Origin of the sequence: Pseudomonas putida, assembly GCF_050990305.1 — a bacterium.
Taxonomy (GTDB): Bacteria; Pseudomonadota; Gammaproteobacteria; order Pseudomonadales; family Pseudomonadaceae; genus Aquipseudomonas; species Aquipseudomonas putida_AH.
Genome location: NZ_CP158817.1, coordinates 6,383,947 through 6,398,959 on the forward strand (window position 1 = coordinate 6,383,947; position 15,013 = coordinate 6,398,959).

19 protein-coding genes are annotated in these 15,013 nt (G+C 59.5%); 11 read left to right on the plus strand and 8 right to left on the minus strand.

The window, feature by feature from the left end; genetic code table 11:
- The first annotated feature begins 107 nt into the window (after positions 1-107).
- Complete coding sequence (locus tag ABTV22_RS29085) at positions 108-2,951, plus strand: class I adenylate cyclase (RefSeq protein ID WP_433737785.1); 2,844 nt, start codon at positions 108-110, stop codon at positions 2,949-2,951.
- A 7-nt stretch (positions 2,952-2,958) separates the two neighbouring features.
- Here ABTV22_RS29085 and rnk read toward each other — a convergent pair whose 3' ends face one another.
- The 3 genes from rnk to cyaY form a co-directional block, all read right to left on the minus strand.
- Positions 2,959-3,369 carry a nucleoside diphosphate kinase regulator gene (gene rnk, locus ABTV22_RS29090; protein ID WP_433737787.1) on the minus strand — a complete coding sequence of 137 codons (411 nt, stop codon included), beginning with the start codon at positions 3,367-3,369 and terminating at the stop codon, positions 2,959-2,961.
- Positions 3,370-3,623: 254 nt separating this feature from the next.
- Positions 3,624-3,842, minus strand: a complete 219-nt coding sequence (locus tag ABTV22_RS29095; protein WP_433737788.1) for a DUF1289 domain-containing protein — start codon at positions 3,840-3,842, stop codon at positions 3,624-3,626.
- A gap of 4 nt (positions 3,843-3,846) precedes the next feature.
- Positions 3,847-4,179, minus strand: a complete 333-nt coding sequence (gene cyaY, locus ABTV22_RS29100; protein WP_433737789.1) for an iron donor protein CyaY — start codon at positions 4,177-4,179, stop codon at positions 3,847-3,849.
- A 353-nt stretch (positions 4,180-4,532) separates the two neighbouring features.
- Between cyaY and lptM the strand changes: the two genes are divergently transcribed.
- Genes lptM through ABTV22_RS29130 form a run of 6 tightly spaced genes read left to right on the plus strand, consistent with a single transcriptional unit; the run spans position 4,533 to position 9,152 of the window.
- Entirely contained in the window at positions 4,533-4,706 is a 174-nt protein-coding gene (gene lptM, locus ABTV22_RS29105; protein ID WP_433737791.1) for an LPS translocon maturation chaperone LptM, read from the plus strand.
- A gap of 9 nt (positions 4,707-4,715) precedes the next feature.
- The gene (lysA, locus tag ABTV22_RS29110; protein WP_433737792.1) at positions 4,716-5,963 is read left to right on the plus strand and encodes a diaminopimelate decarboxylase; all 1,248 of its coding nucleotides are present in this window, start codon (positions 4,716-4,718) and stop codon (positions 5,961-5,963) included.
- 4 nt (positions 5,964-5,967) lie between these two features.
- Positions 5,968-6,798, plus strand: a complete 831-nt coding sequence (gene dapF / locus ABTV22_RS29115; protein WP_433737794.1) for a diaminopimelate epimerase — start codon at positions 5,968-5,970, stop codon at positions 6,796-6,798.
- Between the two features lie 13 nt (positions 6,799-6,811).
- The gene (locus ABTV22_RS29120) at positions 6,812-7,537 is read left to right on the plus strand and encodes a DUF484 family protein (protein ID WP_433737795.1); all 726 of its coding nucleotides are present in this window, start codon (positions 6,812-6,814) and stop codon (positions 7,535-7,537) included.
- A gap of 2 nt (positions 7,538-7,539) precedes the next feature.
- On the plus strand, positions 7,540-8,439 hold the full coding sequence (gene xerC / locus ABTV22_RS29125; RefSeq protein ID WP_433737796.1) for a tyrosine recombinase XerC: 900 nt from the start codon (positions 7,540-7,542) through the stop codon (positions 8,437-8,439).
- The gene (locus tag ABTV22_RS29130) at positions 8,436-9,152 is read left to right on the plus strand and encodes an HAD family hydrolase (RefSeq protein ID WP_433737797.1); all 717 of its coding nucleotides are present in this window, start codon (positions 8,436-8,438) and stop codon (positions 9,150-9,152) included. Before xerC ends, ABTV22_RS29130 begins: the two co-directional genes overlap by 4 nt.
- A 172-nt stretch (positions 9,153-9,324) precedes the next feature.
- On the opposite strand, the gene sutA is transcribed toward ABTV22_RS29130, so the two are convergent.
- The 4 genes from sutA to glnK all read right to left on the minus strand — a co-directional run bounded on the left by sutA (position 9,325) and on the right by glnK (position 12,102).
- Entirely contained in the window at positions 9,325-9,648 is a 324-nt protein-coding gene (gene sutA / locus ABTV22_RS29135) for a transcriptional regulator SutA (protein WP_175387312.1), read from the minus strand.
- 100 nt (positions 9,649-9,748) lie between these two features.
- Positions 9,749-10,174: a secondary thiamine-phosphate synthase enzyme YjbQ gene (locus ABTV22_RS29140; protein WP_007989493.1), complete on the minus strand. Its 426-nt coding sequence runs from the start codon at positions 10,172-10,174 to the stop codon at positions 9,749-9,751.
- A gap of 216 nt (positions 10,175-10,390) precedes the next feature.
- On the minus strand, positions 10,391-11,728 hold the full coding sequence (locus ABTV22_RS29145; RefSeq protein ID WP_433737798.1) for an ammonium transporter: 1,338 nt from the start codon (positions 11,726-11,728) through the stop codon (positions 10,391-10,393).
- 35 nt (positions 11,729-11,763) lie between these two features.
- Positions 11,764-12,102 (minus strand): P-II family nitrogen regulator, encoded by a 339-nt coding sequence (glnK, locus tag ABTV22_RS29150; protein ID WP_002555808.1) that lies wholly within the window; start codon positions 12,100-12,102, stop codon positions 11,764-11,766.
- 420 nt (positions 12,103-12,522) lie between these two features.
- Between glnK and ABTV22_RS29155 the strand changes: the two genes are divergently transcribed.
- A complete protein-coding gene (locus ABTV22_RS29155; RefSeq protein WP_433737799.1) occupies positions 12,523-12,783 on the plus strand; it encodes an accessory factor UbiK family protein in 261 nt (86 codons plus the stop codon).
- A 441-nt stretch (positions 12,784-13,224) separates the two neighbouring features.
- The gene (locus ABTV22_RS29160; RefSeq protein WP_433737800.1) at positions 13,225-13,743 is read left to right on the plus strand and encodes a BRO-N domain-containing protein; all 519 of its coding nucleotides are present in this window, start codon (positions 13,225-13,227) and stop codon (positions 13,741-13,743) included.
- Positions 13,744-13,754: 11 nt separating this feature from the next.
- Here the strand turns inward: ABTV22_RS29160 and ABTV22_RS29165 are convergent, their stop codons facing one another.
- Positions 13,755-14,018, minus strand: a complete 264-nt coding sequence (locus ABTV22_RS29165) for a HigA family addiction module antitoxin (protein WP_433737801.1) — start codon at positions 14,016-14,018, stop codon at positions 13,755-13,757.
- A 193-nt stretch (positions 14,019-14,211) separates the two neighbouring features.
- Between ABTV22_RS29165 and ABTV22_RS29170 the strand changes: the two genes are divergently transcribed.
- Positions 14,212-14,745, plus strand: coding sequence for an N-acetyltransferase (locus ABTV22_RS29170; protein ID WP_433737802.1), 534 nt, complete (start codon positions 14,212-14,214; stop codon positions 14,743-14,745).
- Between the two features lie 36 nt (positions 14,746-14,781).
- A complete protein-coding gene (locus tag ABTV22_RS29175) occupies positions 14,782-14,952 on the plus strand; it encodes a hypothetical protein (protein WP_433737803.1) in 171 nt (56 codons plus the stop codon).
- The last annotated feature ends 61 nt before the right edge of the window (positions 14,953-15,013 follow it).

The following is a 15,013-nucleotide window of genomic DNA, read 5'->3' on the forward strand; positions in this document are numbered from 1 at the left end:
CTGGCGCCAAAAAAATAAAATCAGCTTAAATGTCCCGGGGGCGAGGCGCTAAACTCCCCTCACCCGAGAGCCCCTGTGTCCGAGCCTGCGAGCCGGTTTGAGCTGACATGATCCGCACCCATGAAATCCGCCCCGATCTGGACGAGGGAATCGACCGCAAGGTTCTCAGCCAACTGCGCACACGTTTTCTAAAGCTCAATGAAGGCCGGATGGCGCGCGCCATGGAAGGGTTGTCGCCTCGTCAGCAAGGCGTGCTTAACCTCCTGCCACTGTTTTTTCACGTCAATCATCCGTTGTTGCCGGGTTACGTTTCAGGCAGCACGCCGGCTGGATTGTCGAATTTCGAACCAGACGCCAACGTCCTCGCCGAAGCCCAACGCCTGACCCGCTCGTTTTCCTATAAGCCCCGCCACGGCAGCAATCCGCCACGCCCGATTCACGGCCTGTTCCTGATGGGCAGCCTCGGCACCCTGGCCCAAGCCGATCAAAGCGATATGGATGTGTGGGTTTGCCATGGTTCGGATTTGAGAGAGCACGAACTGGCTGAACTGCGCAAAAAATGCCAACTGCTCGAAGCCTGGGCTGCCAGCCAGGGCGCCGAGGCGCACTTTTTCCTGATCGACCCGGCGCGTTTCGTGCGGGGCGAGCGCGATAATCAACTCAGCTCCGAAAATTGCGGCACCACCCAGCACTATTTGCTGCTGGATGAGTTTTACCGCACTGCCATCTGGCTGGCCGGGCGCACGCCGATCTGGTGGCTGGTGCCGGTCTATGAAGAAGCGAGCTACGACCGATACACCCATACACTGATATCCAAGCGTTTCATTCGCGCCGACGAAACCCTCGATTTGGGAAACCTCGCCTATATTCCGCCTGGCGAATTTATCGGTGCCGGATTGTGGCAATTGTTCAAGGGCATCGAATCCCCTTACAAATCGGTCCTGAAGCTGTTGCTGACCGAGGTGTACGCCAGCGAACACCCACGGGTCCAGTGCCTGAGCCTGCGCTTCAAACAGGCAGTGTTCGCCAACCGGCTCGATCTGGATGAGCTGGATCCGTACGTCGTGGTTTACCGGCGCATCGAGGAATACCTCATTGCCCGCAACGAGCCGGAACGGCTGGAACTGGTACGGCGCGCGTTGTACCTGAAGGTCAATCGCAAACTCACCGGCAACAGTCGCACCCAAAGCTGGCAGCGCACGCTATTGGAGCGCCTGACCCAAGAGTGGCATTGGGACCAACGCCAGTTGGCCCTGCTCGACAGCCGCAGCCAGTGGAAGGTCCGTCAGGTCAGCTCCGAGCGCCGGGCGCTGGTCAACGAGCTCAATTACAGTTACCGATTCCTGACCCAATTCGCCCGTAACGAACAGACTGTCAGCCTGATCAACAAGCGTGATCTCAGCATACTGGGCCGACGCCTGTACGCAGCCTTCGAGCGCAAGGCAGACAAGGTCGAGTTCATCAACCCAGGCATTGCCCAGGACTTGGCCGAAGACACCTTGACACTGGTGCATGCAGCCAACAAAAAGGAACCGGGACAATCTCAGTGGGGCCTGTACAACGGCAACCTGACCGCCCTGGAGTGGGAGCACTTCGCCCCGATCAAGCGCAGCCGCCATTTGCTCGAATTGCTCACCTGGTGCCACCGTAATGGCGTAATCGACAGCAGCACCCGCCTGGCCTTGCACCCGGGCAGCAGCGACCTGAGTGAGTTCGAACTGTTCAACCTGCTCGGCAGCCTGCAACAGAGCATTCCCCTGCCTCTGCCGACTGTCGCCGAAGACCCCTTGCTGCGGGCCAGCATGCCCAGCGAAGTGCTGATTCTGGTGAACATCGGCATTGACCCGCTCAAGCACCACCGCGACCTGAACATCCTGATGACCACCGAGCGCACCGATTCCTTGAGCTACGCAGGGGTCAGGGAGAACCTGGTACTAACCCTGGATCAGGTCACGCTCAACAGCTGGAACGAAGTGCTGGTCAATCGCTTCGACGGTCCCCATGCCCTGCTCGACTGCCTGCGCGATTATCTCAACAACCTGCCGGACAGCCCGCAGCAGCCCCGGCTGCGCGTACGCTGCTTCTGCCACAACCGCGCGCAGTTCATTGCCCAGCGCGTCGAAGGGATCATCGACACCGCGCAGAACCTGCTGCTGAGCAAACTCAATCATCGCTACCTGATTCAGGTCCAGCAGCATTACCACGTGCTGGAGCTGGTGCCCGGCCAAGTCAATCATGTCGCCCTGGGAACATTGCCGGCGCTGGTCGATTACCTGAGCGAAGAACTGGCCAGCTACAGCCCGTTGCATCTGGACCCGATGGCACTGGAAGACCACGACCTCGCGCTGCTGCTGCCCATGGGGCAGCCAGATTGCATCCAGGTGTACTACCGGATCAACGAAGACCAGGCTGATCTGTATGTGCTCGATGAGTTCAACGCCCTGTGGCAGCAGCGCTTGCCGTGGCATGACGAACAGAGCCTGCTGGTTCCTCTGCAACGGTTCCTGCAATCGATTCAATATCGACGCGATGCCTTGCTGCCGATGGACACAGCCCAGCCCAGGGGGCTGGAGACCCTGTATTACCAGCTCCTGCCCTCAGGCACCGGCCGGGCACGTCGGGTCGAGGCTCGCCCGGCACCGCAGACGCCAGTCAATAAGCCCTTCTATGACGTACAGGCGATCGTCGGCAAAGCCGCACAGGGCAAGGTGCAAGTCTCGTTGTATTGCAATCAGCGGGAGTTTTCAGAACTGGAGCATGGCGACCAGCTGTTCACAGTGGTCGCCCGGGAAATCGTCGAGCAGCGTCGTGAGCCCCAACGCTATCGCTGCTACATCACCGACTTGGACCTGTCGGGCCTGCTCGGTGATGGTCAGGGCTCAAGCAATTTGTATCTGCGTTACAAGGCCGAGCTGGAGCACGCATTGAACGAGGCGCTCGAGCAGGTCTGAGCGGTCGTCACTCCGGGAAGTCGCCGCCATTGGCTGGCTGGGATTCGACTTCAAGCAGAGTCAGTTTCAGCGTCTTGCCACCCGGTGCCGGCCAGTCGATATGCTGACCCACTTTCAAGCCAAGCAATGCGCTGCCCACCGGGGCCAGGATGGAAATCTTGCCTTCGTCGGCATTGGCATCCTTGGGGTAAACCAGGGTCAGGTGATAGTCCTTGCCGCTGATCTCTTCGCGGCAATGCACGCGCGAATTCATGGTCACGACATCGGCGGGCACTTCATCGTGGCTGACCAGCGTATCGGCGCGGTCCAGTTCGGTTTGCAACGCGATGACGCCCGGCAGCGTTTCATCCAGGCTGTCGATCAGACGCTCCAGACGTTGAACGTCCAGACGGGTAAGGGTGATGGAAGGTGCGGTCATGATCAGGGCAGACTCCTTTCTTCTGCACGAAAAAAGCAAAACCCCGCCAGAAAAAGGCGGGGTTTTCACAAGCCTCGATGGGTTGAGGCGTATCCGGACACTATCACAGCTCAAAAAATATACAAGCTGCCACCCGGCGGTCATCGCCCCTCTGTAGGAGCTGAGCTTGCTCGCGATGGCGGTGTATCAGTCGGCAGATTTTTTGCCAGACACACCGCCATCGCGAGCAAGCTCAGCTCCTACAGGGGTTTTAGTCAGGTGCAGGATTTACGGTGCAGTGCCTGCTCGCAAATCACCCGCCGCCGCTCGTCATCGGCCGAGCGCCATTCGCGGATGTCTTCGACATGGCGGAAACACCCGAGGCAGACTTTCTGTTCGTCCAGCCGGCACACACCGCTGCACGGCGAGGGCACCGCCGGGCTGACATTGCTGTAGAGCGGCTTGGGCGCGCGGACAGGCGCTGGCTGGGTCACGAGCTCACAGGCCTTCGAAGTCGAATTCGACACCGGCCTGTTGCTGAACGATACGCTCGAGCATTTCACCCAGTTGTTCTTCGCTCTTGTCGCACATCCAGCGCTCGCTCTCTTCGTCGTAATCGAAGTGGAAGCCACCGGATACCGCCGCCAGCCACAACTGCCGCAGCGGCTCCTGACGACTGAAAATCAATTGGCTGCCGTTTTCGAACTTGACGGTCAGCACACCGGCCGAGCTCTCCAGATCGATGTCCAGGTCGCTGTCTTCAAAGATGTCCTCCAGGGTTTGCTGGGTGGCATCGACCAGGTCGTGGAAACGCGCTTCGGACAAACTCATTACGGCAACCTCAAAAAGTGTCTGATCAGGCTCAAGCGCCGCAAGATACGGCCGAGCCTCGTCGATTGCAAAGGATAACGCCCAGGAACTTACAACACTGTACCTGTGGGAGCGGGCTTGTGTGGCGAGGGAGCTTGCTCCCGCTGGGTCGCGAAGTGGCCCCAAAAGCTTTGCGTCTGCTTCGCAGCCGAACGGGAGCAAGCTCCCTCGCCACACAAGCCCGCTCCCACAATAGATTGCATATGACTAGCGGCATCGGCCAAGCCCCGCCGGACGGGAGCCCCCTCGCATAGGCAAGCTGTCGGGTGGCCGGTATACTCCGGCGCAATTAATGCATTTTCAAGGATTTCGCCATGAAGCGCCTGATCTCTTCCCTTGCTGCGCTCCTCGCGGTTGCCTGCCTGGTGTCGGCCTGCGGTCAAAAAGGCCCGCTGTACCTGCCCGACGAAGACCAGGACCCTGCACAGCAGGCCCAGTCCTCGCAAAAGCAACCGTCCAAAGCACACAAGCACGACGTCTACCAATAAGGGAACCTCATGGACGCTTTTAACTACCGTGACGGTGAACTGTTCGCGGAAGGTGTTGCCCTGTCTGCCATCGCCGATCGCTTTGGTACACCCACCTACGTTTATTCCCGTGCCCACATCGAAGCCCAATACCTGGCTTACGCCGATGCGCTGGCCGGCATGCCGCACCTGGTTTGCTTCGCGGTCAAGGCCAACTCCAACCTGGGTGTACTGAATGTCCTGGCGCGTCTGGGCGCCGGTTTCGACATCGTTTCCCGTGGCGAACTCGAACGCGTACTGGCCGCTGGCGGCAGCGCCGACAAGATCGTGTTCTCCGGCGTCGGCAAGACCCGTGACGACATGCGTCGCGCCCTCGAAGTCGGCGTGCACTGCTTCAACGTCGAATCCACTGACGAGCTGGAACGCCTACAAGTCGTAGCCGCCGAGCTGGGCGTTCGCGCGCCGATCTCGCTGCGTGTTAACCCGGACGTCGACGCCGGCACCCATCCGTACATTTCCACCGGTCTCAAAGAGAACAAGTTCGGCATCGCCATCGCCGACGCCGAAGATGTGTACGTGCGTGCCGCGCAGCTGCCGAACCTGGAAGTGGTCGGCGTCGATTGCCATATCGGTTCGCAACTGACCACCCTGCCACCCTTCATTGATGCGCTCGATCGCCTGCTGGGCTTGGTCGACCGCCTCGGCGACTGCGGTATCTACCTGCGCCACATCGACCTCGGTGGCGGTTTGGGTGTGCGCTATCGCGATGAAGAGCCGCCATTGGCCGGCGACTACATCAAAGCCGTGCGCGAGCGTCTCGACGGTCGCGACCTGGCACTGGTGTTCGAACCGGGCCGCTTCATCGTGGCCAACGCCGGCGTGCTGTTGACCCAGGTCGAGTACCTCAAGCACACCGAGCACAAAGACTTCGCCATCGTCGACGCCGCCATGAACGACCTGATCCGCCCGGCGCTGTACCAGGCCTGGATGGACGTCACGGCCGTGCGCCCGCGCAGCACCCCTGCCCGGACCTACGACATCGTCGGCCCGATCTGCGAGACCGGCGACTTCCTGGCCAAGGAGCGTGAGCTGGCCCTGGAAGAGGGCGATCTGCTGGCCGTGCATTCGGCCGGTGCCTACGGGTTTGTCATGAGCTCCAACTACAACACCCGCGGCCGTGCCGCCGAAGTGTTGGTGGACGGTGATCAGGCTTTTGAAGTGCGTCGCCGTGAAACGGTAGCCGAGTTGTATGCTGGCGAAAGCCTGCTGCCGGAGTAAAACCATGCTGCTGCGTTTTACCAAGATGCACGGCTTGGGCAATGACTTCATGGTTCTCGACCTGGTCAGCCAGCACGCGCACATTCTGCCCAAGCACGCCAAGCTGTGGGGCGACCGGCACACCGGCATCGGTTTCGACCAGTTGCTGATCGTCGAGGCGCCGAGTAACCCGGACGTGGATTTCCGCTATCGGATCTTCAACTCAGATGGCTCGGAAGTGGAACAGTGCGGCAACGGTGCGCGCTGTTTCGCCCGCTTCGTGCTCGACAAGCGCCTGACCACGAAACGGCAGATCCGCGTCGAAACCAAGAGCGGCATCATCGAGCTGGATGTGCGCAACGACGGGCAGATCGGCGTAAACATGGGCGCACCGCGCCTGGTGCCGGCCGACATTCCGTTCCAGGCGCCAGAGCAAGCCCTGAGCTATCAAGTCGACGTCGACGGCACAGCGGTCGATCTGGCCGCGGTGTCCATGGGTAACCCTCACGCCGTGCTGCGGGTCAGCGACATCAACAATGCACCGGTGCATGAACTGGGGCCGAAAATCGAACATCACCCGCGCTTCCCCGCGCGGGTCAATGTCGGTTTTCTCCAGGTTATCGACCGGGGTCGCGCACAACTGCGCGTCTGGGAGCGCGGCGCCGGGGAAACCCAGGCCTGCGGAACCGGCGCCTGTGCCGCCGCAGTGGCCGCGATCAGCCAGGGGTGGATGGATTCGCCGCTATTGATCGACCTGCCTGGCGGGCGCCTGTCCATTGAATGGGCAGGCCCTGGCCAACCGGTCATGATGACCGGCCCGGCAGTACGCGTATACGAAGGACAAGTGCGTCTTTGAGTGAGCCAAAGCCATGACCGATAAGCCACAGGTACCCGCCCGCAAGCCCGACGAATCAGCGTCCGAAAGCCTGGAGGCGGCGGCGATTGCCGCGTACCTGGAGGCTCATCCGGATTTCTTTGTCGAGCACGAAGAACTACTGCCGGCCATGCGCATTCCCCATCGACGCGGCGATACCGTGTCGCTGGTCGAGCGGCAGATGACCATCCTGCGCGACCGCAACATCGAGTTGCGGCACCGCCTCTCACACTTGATGGACGTGGCCCGCGACAACGACCGTCTCTTCGATAAGACCCGTCGCCTGATCCTTGCGCTGATGGACGCCAACACCCTGGAAGATGTGGTGATGTGCGTCGAGGACAGCCTGCGCCAAGACTTCCAGGTGCCCTTCGTCAGCCTCATCCTGCTCGGCGACAATCCGATGCCGGTCGGCCGATGGGTGACCCACGCCGAGGCCCAAGTGGCAATTGGCGGTTTGCTGCAGGAAGAAAAAAGCGTCAGCGGCACCCTGCGCGAGCATGAGCTGGACTTCCTGTTCGGTGAAGAACAGCGCAAGCAGATCGGCTCTACCGCCGTCGTCGCCATCAGTCACCAGGGCATCCACGGCATCCTGGCCATCGCCAGCCGTGACCCGCAGCACTACAAAAGCTCGGTGGGCACGCTGTTCCTGAGCTATATCGCCGAAGTCATGGGCCGCGTGTTGCCACGAATCAACAGCTCACTGCGCTCGGTACGCTGAACATGGAAAGGCAACTGGACGCTTACTGCGAACACCTGCGCAGTGAGCGGCAGGTGTCACCGCACACGTTGTCGGCCTACCGTCGCGACCTCGACAAAGTGCTGGACTGGTGCGTGAAACAGAACATCGGCAGCTGGGCGGCACTGGATATCCAGCGCCTGCGCAGCCTGATCGCCCGCCTCCATGCACAAGGCCAATCCTCCCGCAGCCTGGCGCGGCTGCTGTCAGCGGTGCGCGGCCTCTATCATTACCTGAATCGCGAAGGCCTCTGCGACCACGATCCCGCCAACGGCCTGTCGCCGCCCAAGGGCGAACGCCGCCTGCCGAAAACCCTCGACACCGACCGCGCACTGCAACTGCTGGAAGGCGGCGTCGAAGACGACTTCCTTGCGCGCCGCGATCAGGCGATTCTGGAACTGTTCTACTCGTCGGGATTGCGCCTGTCGGAGTTGACCGGGCTGAATCTGGATCAGATTGATTTGGCTGATGGCATGGTCCAGGTGCTCGGCAAAGGCAGCAAGACCCGCCTGTTGCCGGTGGGCAAAAAGGCTCGTGAGGCCCTGGACCTTTGGCTTGCGCTGCGAGCCCTGGCCAATCCGGCGGATGATGCGGTGTTTGTCAGCCAACAAGGCCGGCGCCTGGGTCCACGGGCGATACAGCTACGCGTGAAGGCGGCGGGCGAACGGGAACTGGGGCAAAACCTGCACCCGCACATGCTGCGGCACTCCTTCGCCAGCCATTTGCTGGAGTCCTCCCAGGACCTGCGGGCCGTGCAGGAGCTGCTCGGCCACTCGGACATCAAGACCACGCAGATCTACACCCACCTGGACTTCCAGCACCTGGCCACGGTCTACGACAGCGCCCACCCACGGGCCAAACGCATTAAGGGCGATGATTCATGACGATCCAACTGATCACCTTCGACCTCGACGACACGCTGTGGGACACCGCCCCGGTGATCGTTAGCGCCGAAGCCGTATTGCGCCAATGGCTGACCGAGCATGCGCCCAACCTGGGTGCCGTACCGGTGGAGCATTTGTGGAGCATTCGTGAACGCATCCTGGGCATCGAGCCGGGCCTCAAGTACCGCATCAGCGCTCTGCGCCGGCGTGTGTTGTTCCACGCACTGGAAGAAGCCGGTTATACCCACGCGCAAGCCTCGGAATTGGCTGACCAGAGTTTCGAAGTGTTCCTGCATGCCCGCCATCAGCTGGAAATCTTCCCCGAGGTGCAACCGACCCTGGCAGTGCTGGCCAACCACTATGCCCTTGGCGTGGTCACCAATGGCAACGCCGACGTACGGCGGTTGGGGTTGGCGGACTATTTCAAGTTTGCCTTGTGCGCCGAAGACATCGGCATCGCCAAGCCCGATGCGCGACTGTTCCACGAAGCCCTGCAGCGCGGTGGTGCAACCGCCGAGACGGCGGTGCATATCGGCGATCATCCGGGGGACGACATTGCAGGAGCCCAACAGGCCGGGCTACGTGCAATCTGGTTCAACCCGTCGGGCAAAGCCTGGGAGGCCGAGCGCGCGCCGGATGCCGAGATCCGCAGCCTGACCGAATTGCCGGCGTTGTTGGCGCTGTGGAACGCCAGCGCAGAACCGAACCTGTAGGAGCCGGCTTGCTGGCGATAGCGTTTTATCATTCAACATTGATGTTGGCTGACCTGTCGCCATCGCCAGCAAGCCGGCTCCTACAAGAGGGTGCGTCAAGCCTGAAGGTTTGTTTCAGACATGAAAAAGCCCGCAGCGACGGCGGGCTTTTTCAGCAAGCGTGTAGCTGACCTCAGATAGGCCGGCTGCCGTACTTGTTGTCAGGCTTCTTGGGCGGATCGGCGACCACATTGGCCTCCACTTCCTGCACCTTGCCACCACGAGCCAGGAACTCTTCCATGGCCTTGGCCAGGGCGTCACGTTCTTTATTCTTGGCTTCGACACTCGGCAGCTCATCGACCGATACCGCAGCCTTGGCCTTGCCTTTGGCGGTCGGAACGGGGGCATCACCGCCGTCGTCTTCAGCGACGTCTTCCGCCGCTGCTTCCAGACCTTCTTCGGTATCGTCTTCGTCGCCTACTTCGAGGTCGTCGTTTTCCAGATCATCGTCGCTCATGTTCTACCTCATGACTTGCGAAAAGCAGATTAGTTATAGCCCAGCTTTGCCCTCTGTCGAAGGCTGCCGGAAAAAATCAACAGCCGCTGGTGACCAGCGGTTATGCCCCTTCACCGTGCACGGTGGCGAGGACTTTGCGGGCACCGCCATGATCGCGGTGCTCGCCCAGGTAAACCCCTTGCCAGGTCCCTAACGCCAGTCGGCCTGCCGAGATCGGCAAACTGAGCTGACAGCCAAGTACACTGGCCTTGAAGTGCGCCGGGAGGTCGTCCAGGCCTTCGTCGTTATGCTCATAGCCGTCTGTTCCTTGTGGGATCAGACGATTGAAAAATCGTTCGAAGTCGCGACGTACCGCCGGATCGGCGTTCTCGTTGATGGTCAACGACGCCGAGGTATGCTGTAGCCACAAATGCAGCAGACCGACCCGGCACGCCTTGAGTTCAGGCAAGCCGGCGAGTAACTCGTCCGTTACCAGATGAAAGCCCCGGGGCCTCGCCCGCAGGGTTATCAGAGTCTGCTGCCACATACAGTTCTCCGCACGTTCGGGGCGCATTCTAGCGCGCTCTGGGAAAAAGCAAAGGCCCTAATAATCCTTCCATCCTGTAAGCCTTCGGCGGCACAAAAACACGCGGCATAAACGTTCACAAAGCTGTAAGAAAAAAACCTTTCAGCTGCACTTTCAATAATAAATCGCGGACAAAAAAATGCCCGGCAAGCCGGGCAAGTTTTTTCATGCGCGTGCTTACAAGTTGTAGCCGCGTTCGTTGTGAAGTGCCAGATCGATACCGACCGATTCTTCTTCCTCGGTGATCCGCAGCCCCATGACCGCATCCAGCACCTTGAGGATGATGAAGGTGACGATCGCGGTGTAAATCACCGTGAAGCCAACGCCTTTGCACTGAATCCAGACTTGTGCAGCGATGTCGGTCACCGTGCCGAAACCACCCAGGGACGGTGCGGCGAAGACACCGGTCAGGATCGCGCCGAGGATACCGCCGATACCGTGTACACCGAAGGCGTCCAGGGAGTCGTCATAGCCCAGTTTGCGTTTCAGGGTCGTGGCACAGAAGAAGCACACAACGCCTGCCGACAGACCGATCACCAGGGCACCCATCGGGCCGACAGTGCCTGCGGCTGGGGTGATGGCAACCAGGCCGGCAACCACGCCCGAAGCAATGCCCAGGGCGCTGGGTTTACCGTGGGTGATCCACTCGGCGAACATCCAGCCCAGTGCAGCAGCGGCGGTGGCGATCTGAGTTACCAGCATCGCCATGCCGGCCGTGCCGTTGGCGGCAGCTGCGGAGCCGGCGTTGAAGCCGAACCAGCCGACCCACAGCATCGCGGCGCCCATCAGGGTGTAGCCAAGGTTGTGCGGTGCCATCGGGGTGGTCGGGAAGCCTTTACGCTTGCCCAATACCAGGCAGGCGATCAGACCGGCTACACCGGCGTTGATGTGCACCACAGTACCACCGGCGAAGTCCAGCACGCCCCAGTCCCACATCAGGCCGCCGTTGCCGGACCAAACCATGTGCGCAATCGGCGCGTAAACCAGGGTGAACCAGATGCCCATGAACACCAGCATCGCGGAGAACTTCATACGTTCGGCGAAGGCACCGACGATCAGCGCCGGGGTGATGATGGCGAACGTCATCTGGAAGGTAATGAACACCGCTTCAGGAAACAGCGCCGCCGGGCCGGTCAGGCTGGCTGGCGTGACACCGGCCAGGAATGCCTTGCCCATGCCGCCGAAGAAGGAGTTGAAGTTGACGACGCCCTGCTCCATGCCGGTGGTGTCGAACGCGATGCTGTAGCCATAAATGACCCACAGGACGCTGATCAGACCGGTAATGGCGAAGCACTGCATCATCACGGAAAGAATGTTTTTCGACCGAACCATGCCGCCGTAGAACAGCGCGAGGCCGGGAATGGTCATGAACAGCACCAGGGCTGTGGAGGTCAACATCCAGGCGGTGTCGCCGGAGTTGAGGACTGGGGCCGCCACTTCGTCTGCCGCCAAGGCCAGGCCGGGCATTACGAGGGACAACAGGGCTCCTAGCCCTGCGAATTTACGCAGAGTCATATTGTTTTCTCCTGGGGCGTTGGGTTTGTGGCGGCTTAGATGGCGTCGGTATCGGTTTCGCCGGTACGGATGCGAATCGCCTGTTCCAGATTGACCACGAAGATCTTGCCGTCACCGATCTTGCCGGTGTTGGCGGCCTTGGTTATCGCCTCGATAACCCGGTCGAGATCTTTGTCGTCAATGGCGACATCAATCTTCACCTTTGGCAGGAAATCGACCACGTACTCCGCGCCGCGATACAGCTCGGTGTGACCCTTCTGCCGACCGAAGCCTTTGACTTCAGTAACGGTAATGCCCTGCACGCCGATCTCGGACAACGACTCGCGCACATCGTCCAACTTGAACGGCTTGATGATGGCAGTGACTAGCTTCATGAAAACTCTCTCCCGAATTGGTGGACTTGCCCCAGGAAAACAAACCCGTCTCAAGTCTAAGCGCAGTGCCTGGCTTTGTAACGCATCGTCGGCCTTACCTGCCCGTTCGACGCCAGCTAACCGCTCCTTGCCAAACGCTCCCCGCGTTTCGCTTGGCGCACTGCATTCGTCACGGCGACTGCATCAGTGCATGGGTCATGAGGGTCTAAGCAGAAAGCTTGCCATCTCTGAAAATTTCACTGTTTTCAAGCCTTTGCCCGCAGATGACTGCGACTTCGCAGCAACACCCTGCGCGTTACGCACAACAACGGTGCGACGCCGTCCGTCCGTGTGCGCGAAAAGCGTGCATCCCTTGCCCGCGGATTTGGCTATGGATACCGCGTGATACACTGCCCGCCATTGTTACCAGGACATTCCCCCATGCTCGCGCCCAAAGACTTCCTCGACGCCCTGACCGGCACAGCCTCCCGTCTCTTCAGTGGTGATACCCCACTGCCGAAAGCTGAAATCGAAAGCCAGTTCAAGATGCTGCTGCAAAGTGCCTTCAGCAAACTGGACCTGGTGAGCCGTGAAGAATTCGACAGCCAAATGGTCGTCCTGGCGCGCACCCGCGCCCGCCTCGAAAGCCTCGAAGCGAAAGTCGCCGAAATGGAAGCCAAACTGAACCCACCTACCGAGTAATGTGCAGAGCCCACTGTAGAAACCCAATCCACTGTGGGAGCGAGCCTGCTCGCGATTGAAGGTCGGAACGACCTTCAGACTTACCTGTAGGACCTGCCGCAGGCTGCGATCTTTTGATCCCAAGCCCCGCAACAATCCCGGCAACGTCCTACAAAGTTCTCATCCGCCGTCCGATTGCGTCGTGAGGTATACGGTCTCTAAGCTCCTTCCCCAGCTGAATACTCAGCCCTGGGTTTGGCGACCTGGAATATCCCGACACACTGCGACCACATTCGAACGAGGGAGTTATTCCCAACTCGAGTTATGGCGGTTGTGCGTGGGAGACCTTCGGGTCTGCCGGTTTCGGGATGCACCGGTTCGCCAACCCGCGCATAGCTGCCACCCTTTTCGTTTGGCGACGATCAGAGGCAGTTTTCATCATTTGATCCCGAGAACTGCATCATGGACGAAAACTATCTAACACCTCACGTATTCACCCGCCACAGACTCCCTCTTCACGCCCTACTCCTGCAAAACCAACCCTGGTTCAGCGCTCGCGACCTGGGCCGTCTACTGCGCCTCTACCTCAACGACCGCCAACTCAGAAAACTCGACCCCGACCAACACCAAACCGCCAAAACCCTTATCTACGGCCAAATCGAAAACACCCTGCTGATCAGCGAATCCGGCGTCTACGCCCTCCTCGTCTACCACTACTGCCCCGAATACCGAGCCCTGCGCGAATGGCTCACCCACGTAGTCGTCCCCACCCTGCGAGACGCCCAGCATCCCACCACCGAACGCCCACAACTGAGCCTGCTCAATTGGCCGCACATGTCGTTGAGTTTGTTGCACTGGAACAACCAGCCGTGGATTCGGCTGCAAGACGTCCCTCAGATGTTGCCTGATCGGGAGGAACCAAGACGTGCGATCAGTGCGCCTTGGTGGAAGCGAGCTTCGCGGATGCTGCAATCGCATTGAACTCGTGCTGCTCAACCCCGCTCGATCTTGGTTGTTCGCAAATCGAAGGTCGATTGAAGATTCAGCCAGAACTCGGGCGTGGTGTTGAGGTGGATAGATAGCTTTTTCGCCAAAGCTGCACTGACAGCACGTTGCTGCCTTACAACATCACTTATTTGCGCCTGCGGCTCGTTCAGCGAGCGAGCCAGCGCCACTTCTGTTATTCCCAATGGCTGCAAAAACTCTTCACTGAGGATTTCACCAGGATGAATCGGGCGCATTCCATTCCGGTTCATTTTCACCTCCCAAGGCTGCATAGAGCCGCGATCATAAGCAGCAACCTTAATCAGGCAACACCATCTGCAAGCTTTCACCTACGTCCGTCAACTATCTCGGCACGGTCCTACAAAAAGTAGCTCTTTAGCCTGATTTATCAGTTCACACCCGATTCTTTACGCTTTTCGCCTTGATATTCAACAGACGCTAGCAATGAGAAGAAAAGGGAAAGGCACCGAACTTCGAGATCAGACGTACAAATCAGATGCCAGAAAGATCGCCTATAAGCTCTTCGTCAAGGACTGTGAATCTCGAGCCCGGAAAGTCCATGCCGAGGCGGTCAGGTTCGATCCAATAACTCCGGATGCGATTAGCGCCTGCCTCCCATGGTTGGAAACTGCACTCTACCCTTGGGAAAACGTGCCGAATTGGAAGTGCAAAGATGCCAAGGGGCTGGATTTGGCGATCTGGTACGAACAGAAGCTTTGCGGTCTGTGTTATGCCACTCCACGTAAAAGTGCTATCTGCATGAAGATCGTTCTTTTGCAGGGTCACCCAGACCGGTCTCATCCTCTTCGTGGCTTGATCGCTCCAATGGCGCTGCTGGCTACAGATACCTACGCGCGAATGCTGGGGTGCAATGAAATAGAGATTCAGGATCCTGATCCAAATGTCGTCCCCTACTACCAGAGTCTGGGATTCAGCTTCGACAGGACCAATCGACTTGGCATTTACCTGGACGATTAATAGTATCGATTTCACTCCCAGGCACAGGAGGTGTCCATGATTCACAAAAAGCGAAAAGCCAAGCTGTTACTCATCGTTCAATATCATGCTGAAGCATTTCGGCTAGGCGGCACTATTTCGGCCAATCAACAACGATTCCTTGACGTTGCGGCGACAAACGGCAAAGAACTTGAACCTCCAGGCCTGCTAGCCGGTAAAAGAGCCTGAGTCGCCCCAAAGAAACCGCCTGAATGGCGGTTTCTTTCTGCCAATCTGCCCCATGATGACT